General features: G+C 59.9%; 16 protein-coding genes and 4 pseudogenes. 6 read left to right on the forward strand and 14 right to left on the reverse strand.

What is annotated here, in order from left to right; translation table 11 throughout:
- Window positions 1-11 precede the first annotated feature (11 nt).
- From hflD to SOPEG_RS24785, 5 genes are all read right to left on the reverse strand, one after another.
- Window positions 12-641, reverse strand: a complete 630-nt coding sequence (gene hflD / locus SOPEG_RS12390) for a high frequency lysogenization protein HflD (protein WP_025245578.1) — start codon at window positions 639-641, stop codon at window positions 12-14.
- A gap of 218 nt (window positions 642-859) precedes the next feature.
- On the reverse strand, window positions 860-1969 hold the full coding sequence (gene mnmA, locus SOPEG_RS12395; protein ID WP_025245579.1) for a tRNA 2-thiouridine(34) synthase MnmA: 1110 nt from the start codon (window positions 1967-1969) through the stop codon (window positions 860-862).
- A gap of 248 nt (window positions 1970-2217) precedes the next feature.
- Complete coding sequence (locus tag SOPEG_RS12400; RefSeq protein ID WP_025245580.1) at window positions 2218-2664, reverse strand: NUDIX domain-containing protein; 447 nt, start codon at window positions 2662-2664, stop codon at window positions 2218-2220.
- 36 nt (window positions 2665-2700) lie between these two features.
- On the reverse strand, window positions 2701-3258 hold the full coding sequence (locus SOPEG_RS12405; protein ID WP_038470111.1) for a pseudouridine synthase: 558 nt from the start codon (window positions 3256-3258) through the stop codon (window positions 2701-2703).
- 413 nt (window positions 3259-3671) lie between these two features.
- Window positions 3672-3809 (reverse strand): GhoT/OrtT family toxin, encoded by a 138-nt coding sequence (locus SOPEG_RS24785; RefSeq protein WP_071882196.1) that lies wholly within the window; start codon window positions 3807-3809, stop codon window positions 3672-3674.
- Window positions 3810-4036: 227 nt separating this feature from the next.
- Between SOPEG_RS24785 and SOPEG_RS12410 the strand changes: the two genes are divergently transcribed.
- Window positions 4037-5245 carry an IS256 family transposase gene (locus SOPEG_RS12410; protein ID WP_025245582.1) on the forward strand — a complete coding sequence of 403 codons (1209 nt, stop codon included), beginning with the start codon at window positions 4037-4039 and terminating at the stop codon, window positions 5243-5245.
- A gap of 60 nt (window positions 5246-5305) precedes the next feature.
- On the opposite strand, the pseudogene SOPEG_RS12415 reads toward SOPEG_RS12410, so the two are convergent.
- The 3 genes and pseudogenes from SOPEG_RS12415 to SOPEG_RS12425 form a co-directional block, all read right to left on the reverse strand.
- Window positions 5306-6381, reverse strand: a pseudogene (locus SOPEG_RS12415) (mechanosensitive ion channel family protein).
- Entirely contained in the window at window positions 6374-6826 is a 453-nt protein-coding gene (locus tag SOPEG_RS12420; RefSeq protein ID WP_025245583.1) for a DUF4385 domain-containing protein, read from the reverse strand. Before SOPEG_RS12420 ends, SOPEG_RS12415 begins: the two are co-directional and overlap by 8 nt.
- Window positions 6827-7010: 184 nt before the next feature.
- Window positions 7011-8318, reverse strand: a pseudogene (locus SOPEG_RS12425) (MFS transporter).
- 270 nt (window positions 8319-8588) lie between these two features.
- Here SOPEG_RS12425 and SOPEG_RS12430 point away from each other — a divergent pair.
- The 5 genes and pseudogenes from SOPEG_RS12430 to SOPEG_RS12445 all read left to right on the forward strand — a co-directional run bounded on the left by SOPEG_RS12430 (window position 8589) and on the right by SOPEG_RS12445 (window position 11972).
- Window positions 8589-9354: pseudogene (locus SOPEG_RS12430) on the forward strand (SDR family oxidoreductase).
- A gap of 298 nt (window positions 9355-9652) precedes the next feature.
- Entirely contained in the window at window positions 9653-10342 is a 690-nt protein-coding gene (locus tag SOPEG_RS12435; RefSeq protein WP_025245584.1) for a DJ-1/PfpI family protein, read from the forward strand.
- A 58-nt stretch (window positions 10343-10400) separates the two neighbouring features.
- On the forward strand, window positions 10401-10976 hold the full coding sequence (locus SOPEG_RS29570; RefSeq protein ID WP_236851465.1) for a Rossmann-fold NAD(P)-binding domain-containing protein: 576 nt from the start codon (window positions 10401-10403) through the stop codon (window positions 10974-10976).
- Window positions 10864-11409 (forward strand): NAD(P)-dependent oxidoreductase, encoded by a 546-nt coding sequence (locus SOPEG_RS29575; RefSeq protein WP_236851813.1) that lies wholly within the window; start codon window positions 10864-10866, stop codon window positions 11407-11409. The genes SOPEG_RS29570 and SOPEG_RS29575 overlap by 113 nt, the downstream gene beginning before the upstream one ends.
- 2 nt (window positions 11410-11411) lie before the next feature.
- Window positions 11412-11972 carry a GNAT family N-acetyltransferase gene (locus SOPEG_RS12445; RefSeq protein WP_025245585.1) on the forward strand — a complete coding sequence of 187 codons (561 nt, stop codon included), beginning with the start codon at window positions 11412-11414 and terminating at the stop codon, window positions 11970-11972.
- A gap of 18 nt (window positions 11973-11990) precedes the next feature.
- Here SOPEG_RS12445 and SOPEG_RS29580 read toward each other — a convergent pair whose 3' ends face one another.
- From SOPEG_RS29580 to SOPEG_RS12470, 6 genes and pseudogenes are all read right to left on the reverse strand, one after another.
- Window positions 11991-12722 carry a hypothetical protein gene (locus tag SOPEG_RS29580; protein ID WP_236851467.1) on the reverse strand — a complete coding sequence of 244 codons (732 nt, stop codon included), beginning with the start codon at window positions 12720-12722 and terminating at the stop codon, window positions 11991-11993.
- The gene (locus tag SOPEG_RS29585; protein ID WP_236851469.1) at window positions 12605-13171 is read right to left on the reverse strand and encodes an alpha/beta fold hydrolase; all 567 of its coding nucleotides are present in this window, start codon (window positions 13169-13171) and stop codon (window positions 12605-12607) included. Before SOPEG_RS29585 ends, SOPEG_RS29580 begins: the two co-directional genes overlap by 118 nt.
- 405 nt (window positions 13172-13576) lie before the next feature.
- A pseudogene (locus SOPEG_RS12455) lies at window positions 13577-14715 on the reverse strand (FAD-dependent oxidoreductase); the annotation flags it as partial.
- Between the two features lie 92 nt (window positions 14716-14807).
- Window positions 14808-15419, reverse strand: coding sequence for a hypothetical protein (locus SOPEG_RS12460; RefSeq protein ID WP_025245586.1), 612 nt, complete (start codon window positions 15417-15419; stop codon window positions 14808-14810).
- A gap of 411 nt (window positions 15420-15830) precedes the next feature.
- Window positions 15831-17168, reverse strand: coding sequence for an argininosuccinate synthase (argG, locus tag SOPEG_RS12465; protein ID WP_025245587.1), 1338 nt, complete (start codon window positions 17166-17168; stop codon window positions 15831-15833).
- Between the two features lie 213 nt (window positions 17169-17381).
- Window positions 17382-17768 (reverse strand): helix-turn-helix domain-containing protein, encoded by a 387-nt coding sequence (locus tag SOPEG_RS12470; RefSeq protein WP_038468712.1) that lies wholly within the window; start codon window positions 17766-17768, stop codon window positions 17382-17384.
- Window positions 17769-18231 lie beyond the last annotated feature (463 nt).

The raw sequence follows: 18231 nt of genomic DNA on the forward strand, positions 1-18231 counted from the left end.
TCCTGGAAAGATTAAGAATGGGTAAGTATCTGTTTAGCTTCTTTAAATAACCGGTTGCGGCCGAACATCAGCTGAAGCCGTCCGCCGCCGACCTGTTGCCATAGCACGGCGGAACGGATGCCGGCCAGCAGTACGGCGCGCACCTTGGCCTGGATCTGGGTGTTTTGCAATACCGCCGGCGCGCCGGTGACCTGGATGCGCGGCCCGAGCGGGCTGATAATGTCCACATAGATGCTGGCCATGGCGCTGATAAGCGTATCCGACAGCAAATCAAAATGGCCGAGCTGGCGGTGAAGTCCGTCGATGCGGCGGCTCAGCGCCTCTTGAGCGCCGCGGTTGCCGTTCAGCTTGCGTTCAAGCACCATCAGCCCCAGGGTATAGCGGGTCAGCTCGGCGCCAAGCCCTTCTCGCGACGAAGCATTCAGCACGGCCTGCAGCGTCTCCAACCCCATGCGCAGATAGGTCGGGTTATCGCCGTAGACCGCACGCACCGACGGCGGATTAAGATCCAGCAGGCTTTGCAGCGAGACGCGTAAGGGCTGCTCGTTGCATTGGCTCTGGTGGGCGAGCTGCTGCACAAGGCGCGCGCTTTGGCAAACACCCGCCAGCGCCAGCGTAATGTCAAAATAGTTCTTGGCCAAAATGACTCCTGTATCCATCCCTGAGGTTAAGTCCACCCGCCGGGCGTCCGCTCAACGGCGCGGCAGGCGCGCTACGCTTGCGCGATCATGCCATAAAAGCGTGGTCAAACACAGCGGTAAAGGCGCGCGGCGGGCGTTTCGCCACCCCATTAGGGTTTCGCGCGACGCCACCCGCCAGGGATGCTACCGGTCAGGACACCACCGGCGCGGGGAGCGTCTCAGTGAGGCAACGGCTGGCGCGCTTCAATGATGCCGCCGCCCAAGCAGCGTTCCGCCAGATAAAATACCGCCGACTGGCCCGGCGTGACGGCGGCCACCGGCCGATCGAAAGTCACCTGCAAACGTCCGTCCGACAGCGGCGTCACCAGACACGCGATGTCCGGCTGACGGTAACGGGTTTTCACCGTACAGCGCAGCGCGTCTGTAAGCGGTTCCCGATCGACCCAGTGCAGCTGGCCGGCGACAAGGCCGGTAGACATCAGCCGCGGATGTTCGTGGCCCTGGGCGACAATCAACCGGTTATTGTCAAGATCCTTGTCCACCACATACCAAGGGTCCTCGCTGCCGTCGCGGGTGCCGCCAATGCCCAGCCCTTTGCGCTGGCCTAATGTATGGTACATCAACCCCTGATGGCGGCCCGCCTCCTGGCCGTCAACGGACATAATCGCACCCGGCTGTGCCGGTAGGTAGCGGCCGAGGAAATCGCGGAATTTCCGCTCGCCGATGAAACAGATGCCGGTGGAGTCTTTTTTGGCCGCGGTCGCCAGGCCGAGCTCGGTGGCGATGCGCCGCACTTCCGGTTTGGCTACTTCCCCAATCGGGAACAGGCAGCGCGCAAGCTGCGCATGGCCTAACGTATAGAGAAAATAGCTCTGGTCTTTGTTATCGTCCAGACCGCGCAGCAGTCGGCTTTTGCCGTCCACGTCGGCGCGGCGCACGTAATGGCCGGTGGCGATAAAGTCGGCGCCGAGATCCTCGGCGGCAAATTCCAAAAAGGCTTTGAACTTGATTTCCTTATTGCACAAAATATCCGGATTGGGCGTGCGGCCAGCCTGGTATTCGGCAAGGAAGTGCGCAAAAACGTTATCCCAATATTCGGCGGCGAAATTAACCGTATGCAGCGTGATGCCCAGGGTGTCACATACCGCCCGAGCATCGGCCAGATCGCTTGCCGCGGTGCAATATTCCTCGTTGTCGTCCTCTTCCCAGTTTTTCATGAACAGTCCCTCCACCCGATAGCCCTGTTGCAGTAGCAACCAGGCGGAGACGGAAGAGTCGACACCGCCGGACATACCGACGATTACTTTTTTTTGACCGTTGTCTGACATGGGATTCTCACGAGCGGGATGACCGCCGCGCGGCGCAGTAAAACAGGCGGCATATTTTATCACGATCCGACCCCGTGCCGCCACCTTCCCCCATAAGGCGCGTTTTCGTCGCCCTCTGCGGCCCTAAAGGGGCGAAAAGCCGTCACATACGCGCCTTGAGGACCCTCAAAACGACCCGCGGCGACGGACACAGACGTTAGCAGCATCGACCCTGTACGCCATTGCTCCCCGCCGGCAACCTGACGCCGTCAAAACGGCCAATTGAATGCCTGGAGGAAAGTCAGCGGCAGGTGTTCGCCGCGCTGATAGCAGCGAAGACTTTCCGCCACCAGGTGGGAGCGCAACTGGTCTGACGCGAAAAGAGTCTCAGCGGGCAGCCAAAGACAGCGAACGATATCGTCATCTTGCGGGATGGCCGTCACGCAGCGTGGCAAATCGATAACGAACAAAAACCGCAGAAACGGCGTGTTGTCGGGCGCAATCCATTGATGTATCCGCAATAACGCCTGGGGTTGGGCGTGGATACCCGCTTCCTCCCACAATTCACGCTGCGCCGCCTCGATAAGGGTTTCATTCGCCTCGAGATGACCGGCCGGCTGATTCCAGCGCGGTTGACTGTGAATCGTTTCCTCTACCACCAAAAATTGGCTCTCCGCTTGTACCACGCAGGCGACGGTAACATGGGGTTTGAACATAGCGGGGCTTGTCCTCCATAGGTAGGGCAAAAAGCATTACGCCGGGTCGATATCGCGCCACTCTCCTGGCGCCAGACCGGCCAGGCACCATTCCGCGATTTGATAGCGAATCAGCCGCAGCGTGGGATGCCCGATATGGGCGGTCATACGGCGCACCTGACGGTTTTTCCCCTCGTACAGGGTTACCCGCAGCCAGCACGTAGGAATAGCCAGGCGCACGCGGATCGGCGGCGTTCGCGGCCATAACCAGTCAGGCTCGTCAACGCGCGCCACGCCGGCGGCCAGAGCGGCCCCGTCCGGCTCGCCTTCCACCTGAACATAATAGATCTTAGCGGTTTTCTGCGCCGGCTGCGTCAATCTGGCCTGTAGCTTACCCTCATTGGTCAGGATCATCAGCCCTTCACTGTCGCGATCTAACCTGCCGGCGGCGTAAACCGACGGTATGGGAATATAATCTTTGAGCGTAGCGCGGCCGGCGTCATCGCTGAATTGCGCAAGCACGTCATAGGGTTTATTGAACAAAATGACACGGCGCGGATCTCGCGCTGGCGCGGTTTTGCGGCGGAAGTTGCGTGCGGGGCTGGGCTTTTTGATAACGGAGTACGCTCTTTCGGGGCCAGAAAAAAACAGTATACCGGAATAGGGACCCCGCGTGCCAAGCGTGGCGCCGCGGCGATAAAAAAAGCGAGCCCGCAGGCCCGAAAAAATGGGCAAACTACAAACTTGCATGTGGAACACTAACTCTAGCCGAGGGCGCGTCTTTTGCTTCACGGTAACGAATTAATAATTAAAAACTGTTATGCAGCTGCGTCGGTCGTGTGTAAACGGCGGATAGCGGATAGCGGATAGCGGATAGCGGATAGCGGATAGATCTCCCGGCCGGTTGCGGCAAAAGCGCCGCCGGCCGCGATGAATCAGCCTGCAAGGGTGTCATGAGGCGTTAAGCGATGCGCGCAAGCGTAATGTCAGAATAAAGCAAACAGCACCACCACCGGCAGGCTCATCGGTCAGGTCAAACCAATGATTTTCGCGGTAAACAAACGAATGCGCAGGGAAGGATCGTGACTCAGCAGGAAGGTGACGGGCACCGCGATGAAAAGTCCGATGATATAAATGTGCGTCAGCGCTTCCCAAGCGGGGGACATAGCTTTACCGATCCTGTTTTATTTTTGTGAGCGCGGAGTGTAGCCGTTCATTGCGCGTTAAGCAATCGGCCGCCCGCCCGGCGTTTACCGGCGCCCGGTGGAGAACGTGCGGAGCGGGCGGCCGGGTCAAAGAGCGTCAGCGCCGCCCGGGCAATGAGCCTGTTTAGAAATTTGTGTATTTGCCTGATTTTGATATGTTCAATCCAACATCAAAAACAGGTTAATTTATGGACGAAAAACAGTTGCAGGCTCTGGCTAACGAACTGGCCAAAAATCTCAAAACCCCTGAAGATCTCAGTCACTTCGATCGGCTGCTGAAAAAAATCAACGTCGAAGCAGCTCTCAATGCCGAAATGACCCATCACCTCGGCTACGATAAAAATCAGCTTAAACCGGGGACCAACGCCCGCAACGGCTATTCCACAAAAACCGTTACCACTGGCGATGGCCCGCTGGCGCTGCGTACTCCGCGCGATCGTGACGGTTCCTTTGAACCGCAACTGGTGAAGAAGAACCAGACCCGGATTACCGGGATGGATAACCAGATTTTATCGTTGTACGCCAAAGGGATGACCACCCGCGAGATCGCCGCCGCGTTCAAAGAGCTGTATGACGCCGATGTCTCGCCGGCGCTGGTCTCAAAGGTCACCGATGCGGTCATGGAGCAGGTTGTCGAATGGCAAAACCGGCCTCTGGATGCAGTCTATCCCATTGTTTATCTTGACTGTATCGTTCTAAAAGTCCGGCAGGACAGCCGCATCATCAATAAATCTGTGTTCCTGGCGCTGGGCATCAACATCGAAGGCCAGAAAGAGTTGCTAGGTATGTGGCTGGCCGAAAATGAAGGCGCAAAGTTCTGGCTGAACGTGCTGACAGAGCTGAAAAACTGCGGCCTGAACGATATCCTTATCGCCTGCGTAGACGGGCTGAAAGGTTTCCCTGACGCTATTAACGCGGTGTATCCGGAGGCGCGGCTCCAGCTGTGTATCGTGCATATGGTGCGCAACAGCCTGCGGTTCGTCTCCTGGAAGGACTACAAGGCCGTCACCCGCGACCTGAAAGCTATCTATCAGGCCCCTACGGAAAAAGCCGGCTTACAGGCGCTGGAAGCGTTCTCCAGTGCCTGGGACATCCGCTACCCGCAAATAAGTCGAAGCTGTCAGGCAAACTGGGCCAATCTGGCCACGTTCTTTGCCTACCCAACGGACATCCGCAAGGTGATCTACACGACCAACGCCATCGAGTCGTTAAACAGCGTGATCCGGCATGCCATCAAAAAGCGCAAGGTGTTCCCGACCGACGACGCAGTGAAAAAGGTGGTGTGGCTGGCGATACAGGCGGCCTCACAGAAATGGACAATGCCTTTGAGGGACTGGCGCATGGCAATGAGCCGCTTTATTATCGAGTTCGGTGACCGCCTGGACAGTCACTTCTGAGAAAAGGCATTTACACAGAATCGTGTACAGGGTCCGGGCAATCGGTGAGTGAAGCGGCCTTCAGCCGGTGCCGTTTTGCGTCACTTGTACCGGCGCCGTTTCCTCGCCCACCACTTTCAGCGGGGGGAACTCGCTTTCATTGAACAGCACATTTTGCGTCGGGATGGCAAGCTTGATGTCCAACGCTGCCAGTTCCTCCATTAGGCGAATATTAATCTCCTGCTGGATGTCCATATACTTATTGTAATCCGCGCTGGCGACGATATGCACCACTTCAAAGGTCAGGCGGAAATTATCGAAGGACAAGAAATGGGCACGGTCGAAACGGGTTTCCGGGATTTCCTTGATGATTTTTTTCACCCTATCGCCCACCAGGCGTAATTTTTCGGGCGGGGTGGAATAGGCCAGGCCAAAGGTGAAAACAATCCGGTGCGTCAGCATCCGCTTGTAATTGTGTATGGTTTGCTGCAGCAGGATTGCATTGGCGCAAACAATTTGCTCACCGCTCAGACTGCGGATACGGGTGGTTTTCAAACCGATATGCTCTATGGTGTCGGCGATATCGTTAAACACCACGAAATCACCGATGACGAAGGGTTTATCGAAGCCTATCGCCAGCGAGGCGAAGACGTCGCTCTGCACCGTTTGGATCGCCAGCGCGATGGCGATGCCCCCCCTACGCCCAAACTGGCCACCAGGGCGGTGATGTTCACGCCGACATTGCCCAGAATGGACAACATCATCACCGCCCAAATCAGCACCCGCATCATTAAGCCCAGGATGACCATGGTCACCGGGTTACGCGCCGCGCCAGGCTCGCGGGTCATGTTGCTTAGCCAGACGTGGACGGCGCTGTCCAGCCACATGGCGATTTGCAGCGCCAGAACCAAAAACCAGCCGTGGGAGATAACGTTATTCCAACTACCGGGCAAATCGATGAAATGAATACTCAGCAGCAGCGCGGTAAAGAAGATAAGCAGGCTTTTGGTGTTGTCGAGCATCTCTACCACCACCCGGTACAAAATGCTGTGCTTGCCGCTGCTCCACTGCTTCACCCGATGGCCGGACAGACGGATAATTTTGTTGATGACCCAATAAATAATAAAGCTGGCGACGACACACGCGCGGCTAACCATAACGCTGCTGGTGGGCTTTTTTTCGCTGCAGGTAATCTTCATCGGCGCGCAGGCGGTCCCAGTACTGTTTGAAGATGGCCGCCGCCGCTGCTTTGACCGGATCGTTACTGTGGGGCTTGACGGCCCGGTCTTCATCATATTTCCTGCCGCCCTGGTGATTGGCATAACGCCGCGCGCGGGTGTATCCCATTTGGATGAATTTGCGCGCCATATCCATGCCGACAAAATCGTCCGCCCGCCGGTACTGCTCGAAAAGCTGATAAATGGTCTCGGCTGACTGCGCCGCGACCTGCGGATTTTTGAACCGCCAGTGCGGTAAGATCTCCCCTTTATAAGGCTCAACCAGCAGGACGCCCTGTTCGCCGCGACCGACCTGATAACGCTCGGGGTGCTGGCGAAAATCAATCTGGCTGAAATCCTGCTGATAGTTAAAAGGGATACCCATTTCTGCTCATCCGCCGTGTCGTGCCGCAGGCGGCAGGAGATTTTCCGCGCGCCAGGCATGATTAACTAGCATAGTGCCGAATGCGGCGATTTTCATCCCGCCGACAAGCCTGCAAAGGCGCCGAGGTGTCGGTTACGGCGGATGACGGTGGCGCCCTCAGCGCCATGGCGTTGCCAACAGCTCATCAGCCCAGGGTGTCGTCCAACTCGCGCACATGATCATCCTTGTTCAATGTCATAAGCGCGAAGAAACTGATGATGGCGGTGATAACTACATACCAGGCCGGGATATCCAGGTTGCCGGTCTGTTTAATCAGCCAGGTAATCATCAGACCCGCGCAGCCGGAAAAGACCGCATTTGACAACGAGTAGGCCAGCGCCAGCCCGGTATAACGTACCCGGGTGGGAAACATTTCCGCCAATATCGCCGGGCCTGGACCCGCCAGCAGGCCTACCGCGCCGCCGGCGATAAAGACCGCCAGCCCTTTGATTAGCAGAGCGCCCTCCGGATTTTGCAATAGTCGCAGGAGCGGAAAGGATAACGCCAACAGCAGCACGGTGGCGGTCATGAGCACGCGTCGCCGGCCTATCCTATCGCTCAACATGCCGGCGGGGATAATGGTCAGAGCAAAACCGGTGTTGGAAATCACGGCGATAAGCAAGGCGGTTTGCATATGGGTGTGCAGCGCCGATTGCAGGTAGGTAGGCATGATCACCAAAAAGGTATACCCTGCCGCGGACCACGCCATCAGCCGGCTGATACCGAGGGCGATGATGTAACTCATCACGCCGGCGCCGGGCGCGAGGGCGGGCGTGGCCGCCGCCTGGCGCGACCGAATGAAGGCCGGCGTTTCCTTAAGACTCAGGCGTAGCCACAGCGCCACGGCCCCCATCGGCAGCGCCAGGAAAAACGCGATCCGCCAGCCCCATTGCAGCAACGCCTCTTGCCCCAATACCGCCGCCAGCAGGGCCACCACGCCGGCGCCGGCCAACAGGCCCAGCGCGACGGTCAGGGACTGCTAGGCGTCGTATAGGCCGCGTTTACCCCTCGGGGCGAATTCGGTCATCAGCGCCACCGCGCCGCCGTATTCGCCGCCGGCAAAGAGCCCTTGCAGGATGCGCAGTAGCGTCATGAGGACTGGGGCGGTAATACCGATACTGGCATAGGTTGGCACCAGTCCAATCACTGCGGTGGCGATAGTCATCAGCACCAGCACCAAAATCAGCGTCGGCTTACGGCCCAGGCGATCGCCAAGGCGGCCGAACAGCGCCGCGCCGAGCGGCCGAAAGAAAAAGGCGACGGCGAACGACGCATAGGTGAGGATAAGCCCGGTGAGGGTGCTTTCTCCCTGCAGACGGAAGACATTCTCCGCGATCACCGTCGCCAGGAAACCGTAGACCGCAAATTCATACCATTCGATAAAATTACCAACGGCCCCGGCCAATAAGGCCTTTTTATGGGACAGCGGGGATCTGCTGCGCGCGTGATGCATAACGGTATCCTTAAGGCGAGAGAGAAAGGCCAACGCCGTCTCGCGCCGGTGAACGGCGTATCGCCGAACGGGGTCAGGCGCGCTGCATGAGACGGTGAGGTAGGGCAACACGCGGCGCCGGCGCGGGTGCCGTCTGACCAATTTATCCTAAATCAACGCGTCATCATGTCAACGGTCGGCCGCGGCGCCACCGTCTATTACTGCATGAGGCGGGCACGGGGGCGCCGGCAATTCGGCCCGGCGCCGGGGTGGTGACGCAGGAGACAAAGTATGACCGAGACAATACAAAAAGTCGCCGTGGTAACGGCATCGGATTCCGGTATCGGCAAAGCGGCCGCGCTGGCGCTGGCCGCCCAGGGGTATGATGTCGGCATCACCTGGCATTCCGACAGGCAGGGCGCCGAGGACACCGCTCGCCAGGTGGCGGCGCTGGACTTGACCACGCCGCCCGCCGCCGCCGAGGTGATTGATGATTTTGCCAACGCTTTCGGTCGACTGGATGTGTTGGTCAATAATGCCGGCGCCAGACATAACGACCCGCTGTTGACGCTTGAGTATGAACGGTGGCGACAGGTCTTTTCCATTGTTCTCGACGGAGCTTTCCTGTGCGCCCAGCGCGCCGCCCGGGTCATGAAGACTCAGGGCTCGGGCGGGCGCATCATCAATATTACCTCAGTGCATGAACATACCCCGCTACCCAACGCGGGGGCGTATACCGCCGCTAAACACGGCCTGGGTGGCTTGACCAAATCGCTGGCGCTGGAACTCGCGCCGTATGGCATTTTAGTCAATGCGGTGGCGCCCGGTATGATCGCGACGCCTATCAATGATATGAACGAAGAGGCGGCCTGGCATACTCCCGAACCGGGTATTCCCCTCGGCCGCCCCGGGCCATGTGCGCGAGATAGCCGGTATGGTGGCCTGGCTTGCCAGCGACGCCAGAAGCTATACCACTGGTCAATCTTTCGTCATCGACGGGGGGTTTATGCTGGTTAACCTACAATTCGAGGCGCAGAAAAAACAGGCGGCCGAATAGCCGGACAGGGTGGCGACAGCGGCCGCGCGTACCTACCGTTAAGGACGATGAGCCGCTGACGGCGGTTAGCAGGGCGCTTTAGGCGACGCCGAATGCGGTGCCGGCGCAGGACGGGAATGTGATGGCCGTCATGGCCAGAAGGCCGTGCGGCTTTACTTATGGCGCACATTTTGTATACTAATTTAATTGTTTTGATGATAACTAACTGGGCGGATTGCCCGTTCGCGCGCACTGCCGGTCACCCAAATAACCTCGTGGCGCGGCTGCGATGCGGTTCGCCTTTGTTTGAGGATGCTGGATGTCCACCCCCTTTACGTTGCTTTTCGCGCTGTATCCCGGCGTAACACAACTGGATTTCACCGCGCCGCATCAGGTTTTCAGCCATTGGCAGGGGGCCTCGGTGCGCGTCGCGTCCCTCGAAGGCGCGCCGGTGAGCGCCAGCGGCCTGCATTTTTCCCAGCTCGACGCGCTGGAGGCGGTGGAAAACTGCGATTTGCTGTGCCTTCCCGGTGGACCGGGCTGCACCGAAGCGATGCTTGATGCGCGTTTCATGGCGCAGATCCGCCGACTGGCGGCCGGGGCGCGCTATATCACTTCGGTATGCACCGGTTTATTAATCCTGGGGGCCGCCGGTCTGTTACAAGGGCGGCGCGCCACCTGCCATTGGTCGATGCTGGAGAGCCTGTCACTCTTCGGCGCCCTGCCGCGCGCCGAGCGGGTGGTGCGCGATGGTCATCTTATCACCGGCGCCGGCGTCATCTCCAGCATCGATTTTGCCCTGACGGTTGTGGCGGAAGTGGCGGGAGAGAGTGTGGCGCAAGCTATCCAACTGGGGCTGGAATATGCGCCGGCGCCGCCGTTTGATGCCAGCCATCCCGCCACGGCGCCGGCCGCGATTGTGCACGAAGCACGCGAGCGGCAGGCGGCCTTCCGCGCCCGGCGCTTGGCGCAGGTCGCGACGGCGGCCGCGGCATTAAAGGCGCGCTAAACGGTTGTCCAGGCCAACAAAGGAGTAGGGTAATGTATTCTGCGCACGGGGTTTTGTTATGACGGTCCGTCTCTTATCACACATCGATGTTCCCCCCACGCACCGGCCGGCATTCGCCGCCGCGGGCGTGACGCTCTATCTGGCGCCGCGAGCGGATCACACCGGCCCACTGTGGCCCGACGGCTCGCTGCGGCCCGTGCCGGCAACCGCGGCGCAGGGATCCGCCGAAGATGAATTGTTCGATGCGGCCGCAATTGACGTCCTGTTGACGATCGGGTCGCTTGGGATAAGCGCTCAGGAGATGGACAAACTGCCCACGCAGCGTCTGATTTGCTGCCTGGGGGTGGGCTATGAGCGCGTCGACCTGGCCGCCGCCGCCGCGCGCGGCATCCGCGTGACCCACGGCCGCGGCACCAATGACACCTCGGTGGCCGATCATGCGATGACGCTGATGCTGGCGCTGGTGCGCGATATCGCCCCCCTGGATCGTGCGGCGCGGCCAGTGGCAACAGTCGCGGCGTTTGCGTCCGCAGCTGAGCGGCAAACGGGTCGGGATCCTGGGGCTGGGCACAATCGGCGCCAACATCGCCGAGCGGTGCGCGCGCGGATTTGCCATGGAGGTCGGCTACCATAACCGTCACCCGAAACCGGATTGTGCTTACCATTACTGCTCTAGCGCAACGGCGCTGGTGCAATGGTGCGAGATTTTGGTCATTGCGACTCCCGGCGGCGCTGCCACCCGGCATTTGGTGGATGAGGGGGTGCTCACGGCGCTGGGCGCGGAGGGTTTCCTGATTAATATCGCCCGCGGCAGCGTGGTCGATACGGCGGCGCTGACCGCGGCGCTGCAGGCGCAGGCCATCGCCGGCGCGGCGCTGGATGTTATCGAAGGTGAACCGCAGGTACCGCCCGCGCTGCTGGCGCAGGATAATGTGCTGATAACGCCCCATGTGGTGGCGGCGCGCTCCCCCCAGGCGATGACGGCGATGTACCGGCAGATGCTGGAAAACCTGGCCTGCCATCTGAACGGTCAGCCGCTGCTGACGCCGGTGGTGGCGGGAGAGTAAGGATGGACTACCGACAACGGATTATTGCGCCGGCGTTCCGCTTGGCGCTGCCGCGCGAGGAAGATGCCCCGGCGCTGTTCCATCTGGTGCAGCAGGAACGCGCGCACTTGAGCCGCCATCTCGCCTGGCCTGAAACGGTCCGTTGCGAAGCCGATACGTTGGCGACGGTGCGCGCCAATCGCCGCGCTTACGCTGCCGGAGAGTCGGCGGTCTACCTGGTGTGGCTCCAGGAGCGGGTCAGCGGGGTGCTATCGCTGAACAGCATCAGCGGCAGCGTGGGGGAGATAGGCTATTGGCTGGCCGCCGAGATGACCGGCCGCGGTCTGATGTCCCGCGCCGTGCTGGCGTTAATGACCTGGTATCTGGCGGACGGCCGGCTCGATACGTTTATCTTGCGCTGCGGCGTAGAAAACCTGCCCAGCAATCGCGTGGCGCAGCGGCTGGGCTTCAGTTTTTATCTGCGGCAGGCGCAGGCGGAAAAAATTAGCGAGCGCTGGGTGGATCATAACATTTATCACTGGCGCGCCGGACGCAATGCGCTGCCGCAATCGTTGACGTCCTAACCCCGTACCCGCTCGTCTTTAACGCAGGGGCCCGCCACAGTCGTCGAGTTCCTGGCGCAAACGGCGAAATACGCGCCCGGACTGGCGAAGGCCATCGTGCTCGAATTCATTGGTCACCCACGCTTGCAGATTGCCCACCCGCGCGGCGGTAGCCAACGACAATTCGGCATCGACGTACATGTCATCGTGATAAATCACCGCCGAGACCGGAACCTCATTGTTTGCCAGCCGGTCGCGGTCATACAGCGGCGGGTAATCCTGACGGGTGGATAAATGCGCCGCCGCGGCGCGAAACGGGCGCAGCGAGCGGATCTCGTCGAACATCCAGGGATAGATCATCTCGCCGGTAAACAGCAGCGGCCGGGTGTCGGGCTGGAAAGCGGGAAACTGCCCCCGTACCCGCTCCGCCGCCCAGCGGCAGGCGTGCCCGGGCTGGCCATAAATCACCTCTTGCAGCAGCGCATACAGCGGATTACCGTCGTAACCGGTTTCCGCCATGACCGCCATCAGGAAATGATCCGACAACCGAGTTTCGGCGCTGTCGCTGAATGCCTCTTCGATAAGGCCATGCACCTGGTCGAAACCGGTCGCTATGCCGAACGCCATGCCCAACGTTTGCAACCGGCGCACGCTCAGGTGATCGCCATCCGGCAGCCGCACGTCGCTACCGGCGATAACGTCCGCCAGACGGGCGATGCGCGCCGCGTCGGCAGGATAACGGTGGTCGTAGCGCGCGTTTTTCGCCGCCACCCGCGGGTAAGTGCGCCGGTAAACCTCATCGGCATCCGCATCGAGGCCGGGCAGCCCGCCGGTAACATAGCAGGCGGACAGACCTTCGGGCGCCAGAGAGATAAATAGGTCAGGGTTAAAAAGCCGCCATAGCTCTGGCCAAGCGTTTCCCAACGGTCGCCGCCAAACAGTGCCGTGCGCAGAAATTCGCAATCGTGCACGATGCTGTCGGCGCGGAAATGCCACAAATAGGCCGCGCGGGCCTGACCGTCCATCGACGCCAGGGTAGCGCTTTCGACCCGGCTGCTGCGCCCGGTACCGCGCTGATCCATCAAGATCACCCGGTGGGTTTTCAGCGCCTCGGCAAGCCATACCGGCCCGCCGCCCTGGGGACGCGGCCCTTTGCCGCCGGGGCCTCCCTGAAGAAATGCGAGTTTGGGTAACGATTGATGGCGCTTGCGCGGGTCCACACCACCTCGCGCACAAACAGATCCAGCGTGCGGCCGTCTCGCAGCTGCGACCAATCCAACGGTACTTTTACCCGATGTTCTTTGATGAACATGCCGGGCAAGGTATATTCACAGACGTTCAACACAAACTCCTGAGCTGAGGGCGAATCCGACACTGCTGAGCGTGGCGTCAGCCAGAGGGAGACAGTGTAAGGCAATCTGCCGACGGGGGGGGGAAGAGCCAACGTGCCCGGGCAACGCGTTCGCTGCGGCGCAGGGTGGCGGCGAACGGTCTACGTCCCGCGGGCGGTGGGATGAGAGCTATCGCGGCTGCGTTTCGGTCTGTATGCCCCGCAACAGCGCGCGCCGCGGTCGTTCTGGCTGAAACCCCAAGCCAATAATCCTGCCGGCCAGGCGCGGTAGTCAAGGACGTTGACGCAGCCATAATTCCAATGTCGAGGGTGCGCGCGCAGGGCGGGTGGGTCGATGTCCCTTACCGGTCATCATAATTTTCAGCGCCTGGGTGGCGCGGGTCGGGAACTGGCGGCGGCGCTGCACGCGATTAAGCTCACGCAGGCTGACCGCGCCGCGCGCCAGCGGTTTAGCCAGCAAATTCGCGGTAGCCACCGCGTCCTGGATGGCCAGGTTGACGCCGACGCCGCCAATGAGCGACATGGCATGGGCGGCATCGCCGATGCACAACACGCCGGACGCGGCCCAATGCGTCAGCCGGTCAATGCGGATATCCAGCAATTTTACCTGCCGCCAGTCGGTGATATGCCGCCGAAGCCGTTCGACGCTGACCGGCGCCACCGCCGCCACCTGCATTAGCAGCGCCGCTAATCCCTGCTGCTGTAGCCGTCGAAACTACCTTTGACGATGCTGTAGCCGCACTGCCAATAGTCACCGCGGTCGAGCATGATGAAATTATTTTTCGGCCCGCCGTGGCCGCTGGCCTAACCGGCATCGCCCGCCTCTTTCGGCAACTTCATCCATACCACGTCGCGCGGCGCGCCGAAATTCCTCACCTGCAACCCGGCGTCGGCGCGCACCATTGATCTGCGGCCGTCGGTACCTATCACCAGCGGGGTGGTAATGGTAAGTCGGCCGGCGTCGTCTTCGGCGTTGACGCCGACAACCCGCCCCTGGTGCCGACATAATGAGATGCCACGCGTCGCGCGCAGTAGGGTAAAGCCCGACAGCAGTGCCGCCTGTTGCGCCAGGAAACTGAGAAAATCCCACTGCGGCATTAGCATCATATATTGGCAGCGGCCGGGAAGACGGCTGAAATCGGTCATTGTGACCGTCTTACCCTGTAGTCCGCCGCGAAGGGTCGTCACCTTTTGGTGGAGTAACGCCAATAGCCCCTCAAGCAATCCCAACTGATGCAGGATGGCAAGGGTAGAGGGATGGATGGTGTCGCCGCGAAAGTCGCGTAAAAAATCGTGATGTTTTTCCAGCACCGTCACCGCTACCCCCGCCCGCGCCAATAAATAGCCGAGCATCAGACCGGCTGGCCCGCCGCCGACTATACAGCACGGCGTGTTAAGTGATGTTTCGCCCATGGTGCGTTTCCCTTTCCTGGCTAAAGTTCAATCATAAGGAGCAGGCGCCATGTTGCAAATAGTTATCGTTTACCATCGTTATTGGCCGGGCCTCAATCGAGCCGTTGGCACGCCCGCTGCGGCGTTAAAAGAACCCGATATGGTGCAAACGGAAACACGGCGCCGGCGGCTGGCCTGTCTCCGGTAAAAAACCGTCCAGCGCCATAGTTAGCGCCTGCGGGTCGCAAGGGCAGCGAGAGATGCTGATAATGGCAACGGGGCGCGTCCAGCAAATAGAGGTGGTCCGCGAACACGATGACGTTGAGCGCCTGGAGATCGGGTGCGTTAACCAAACAGCCGCTCAGCGCCCTTGGCGGCCCCAATGTCAAAACGCCGTTGATGAGATCGCGTTTTTGCAGCAGCTGCGCCAGCTGGGACGAGGAATCCGCCCCATAGCGCCGATAGTGGAGGTCGTCGTGTATGATGTCACGGCAGTCCAGGCCCTCTAATAACCCCAGACGCTTGATGCCCTGGGCGATTTCCAGGGCGATGTCCAGCGTGTTCTGGTCGTTGGCCTCCTGGCGTATACCACCGCGAAACGAACGGAGCGCTTGCGGCCACAGTCGGTGGCTATCGGCGAAAAACAGGCGTCGATTGAGATAATACTCCAGCTCGCGGCGCCTATCATCGAGTAGCGGCTGGCGCAGGCAAGTTTTTATTCGCATCGGGGTGTGGCTCTGACGCCGTTGCTCTGACGGGTGACTTTTCTGGCGGACCCTGGCGGGAGACAGCGCGCGCGGACGGGGCAGCAGCAGGGGCTCGTGCGTGTGGGCAAAACGCGAGGCCGTCCCCGCCAGCCCGGCGCAGGGAGATCCCGCGGATTGCCGCGATCGGTGCGGCAGGCGTTGCGCTTGGCTGTCGCGTTGACGGCGTGTCGACGCAGGACGCTGGTGGCATCGGGGGGACATGGCGGCCAATTATCATGCCTGCGGCTCCTTAAGAGCAAAGCGTAAGCTAAGAATAGACGCTTAACCCGCCTCGATCAAGTTAGCAAGACATGTGCTGGGCGTTAACGACGGCAACGGGGGGCTATTTGGACCGCGCGGCCCGCCGTCGAGGCGAGCCGCGCTGTGGGGTTAATCGCCGTGCTTATCCTCAAGCTGGGGGACGCCGCTGTCGTCGGCGGCTGAAAGCAGGCCGGTGCTAATGTAGTTCATAAGCTTGGCGCGCGTGTCGGTGATATCCAAATTACGCATGGTTAGCTGACCAATACGATCTTCCGGCGAGAAAATCGATTCCCCTTTCTCCATGGTGAGACGCTCCGCCATATAGGTCAAATTATCGGAAACCGTATTCAGTATGGAGTAATCGTTGCCGCGGCGCAGTTCCAGCGTCACTTCGCCGGTTATTTCGCCGGCGACCCAGCGCTGGGTCGCGTCACGCAGCATCAGCGCCTGCGGATCGAACCAGCGGCCCTGATACAGCAGACGGCCCAATTGTCGACCGTTGGCGTGATATTGGTCGATGGTGTCTTCGTTATGAATACCGGTCACCAATCGTTCATAGCCGATATGCAACAGCGCCATGCCCGGTGCTTCATAAATGCCGCGGCTTTTGGCCTCGATAATGCGGTTTTCAATTTGATCGCTCATGCCCAAACCGTGACGCCCGCCGATGTGGTTGGCCTCCAGCAGCAGCGCGACCTGGTCGTCGAAGCGCTGGCCGTTGATCGCCACCGGCAGTCCGCGTTCAAAGCGCAGGGTCACTTCTTCCGCCGGGATACGCACGTTTTCATCCCAGAATTTGACCCCCATGATGGGGTTGACGATCTTCACGCTGGAGTTGAGATATTCCAGCTCTTTCGCCTCGTGGGTGGCGCCGAGAATGTTGGAATCAGTGGAATAGGCTTTTTCGGCCGACATTTTGTAATCGAAGCCGGCTTCGGTCATAAACTGCGACATCTCCTGGCGTCCGCCGAGCTCATTGATAAAGTCGGTGTCCAGCCAGGGTTTATAGATTTTCAGCTCGGCATTGGTCAGCAAACCGTAGCGATAAAAACGCTCGATATCGTTGCCTTTGTAAGTGCTGCCGTCGCCCCAGATATTGACGCCGTCCTCTTTCATCGCGGCCACGAGCATGGTACCGGTTACGGCGCGGCCAAGCGGGGTGGTGTTAAAATAGGTCACGCCGGCGGTCGTATTATGAAATGCGCCACATTGCAGGGCGGCCAGACCTTCCGCCACCAGTTGCTTGCGACAGTCTATCAGACGGGCTTTCTCTGCGCCGTAGGCTAACGCCTTGCGCGGAATGGCGTCGTAGTCATCTTCGTCCGGCTGGCCGAGATTCGCGGTGTAGGCGTAAGGCACCGCCCCTTTCTGACGCATCCATAACAGTGCGGCACTGGTATCCAGACCCCCGGAAAAAGCAATACCCACGCGTTGATTAACCGGTAGATGTCTGAGAATCGTTTCCATTGATGTGAGCCCTATAAAAAAAAATGACAACAAAAGGTGAAATCGCCCGTCGCGGCAGGCTGCCGTTGCCTCATCTTAAGGAAACTCTCCCCGGAACGCTACCCTCAACCGGCGCCATCGGTCGGGAAATCCCGCCGCCGAGGCTTACGCCGTTGGCGGCCGCCGCGCCCGCATAAGAAGCCTGGCGCCTCGCCGCTGGCCGCACTGACGACGTTATCTATCCCGTGAGGACGTTTTGGCCCAGGGCGCTTCGGTTACCGCCGCCACGACGCGGCCCGGCGCGCTTTTAGACGCGGCGGTAGCGGTTGTCGCGAGCGGGCCATGGATGCGCGCATAGGCCAGTCCGTAGCGATAAAGCCGCGCACCCAGCCAAATCATGCCGTTATCGTCACGTTCCAGTAAACGGCTCGCCACCAACACGTCCACCAGCGAGTAAATGCTGGATAACGGGGCGGCAAGATCTTTCGCCACTTCATACGTGGTGGCGGGGCATTGCCGGTTTTGTAAACAATCGAGGATTTGCAACGTGCGATCGATGCAGCGCACGCGGGTACGGCGCTGGCTACCGGTGGTGTTGGGGGCTTGCACGCTTTCGTTCATCGTCATCTCCTAAGCTGCGAGGCTGGACCGCCGCCGGCCGGCGAGTTACCCGGAGCGCGCTTGCTAACTGCGGCCTATAAACCTGCGCAGCAATCCGACCGGAAAAAGGGGGCCGAGCGGGAAAGCCCGACTTATGCTTCACTATCGGCAACCGGCGGGAAATATTTAGCGCCAGCTTCCTCTGTTGCGGTATAGGGGGTGTGTGGGATGGCAATCATTCCTGGACTTTACAGGGCGCCATAAAACCACGTGTAAGCGCTGTTCTGGCGCGGCTTACAGCGGATTTAAGGCTTTTAGACATCGTGGTGAAAAACGAGCAGGACATGATGTTGTAAGGACGAGATTCTGGACTCGAATGACGGTGTTTTAGGCACATTTACACGGGATTGAATAGGGTCTTTACCCACCTTGAACACTGTTGAGTTAAGTTAAAAAAACACTTGTAAAACATGAAGATAATGAA

It is taken from the genome of Candidatus Sodalis pierantonius str. SOPE, from assembly GCF_000517405.1.
GTDB lineage: Bacteria > Pseudomonadota > Gammaproteobacteria > Enterobacterales > Enterobacteriaceae > Sodalis_C > Sodalis_C pierantonii.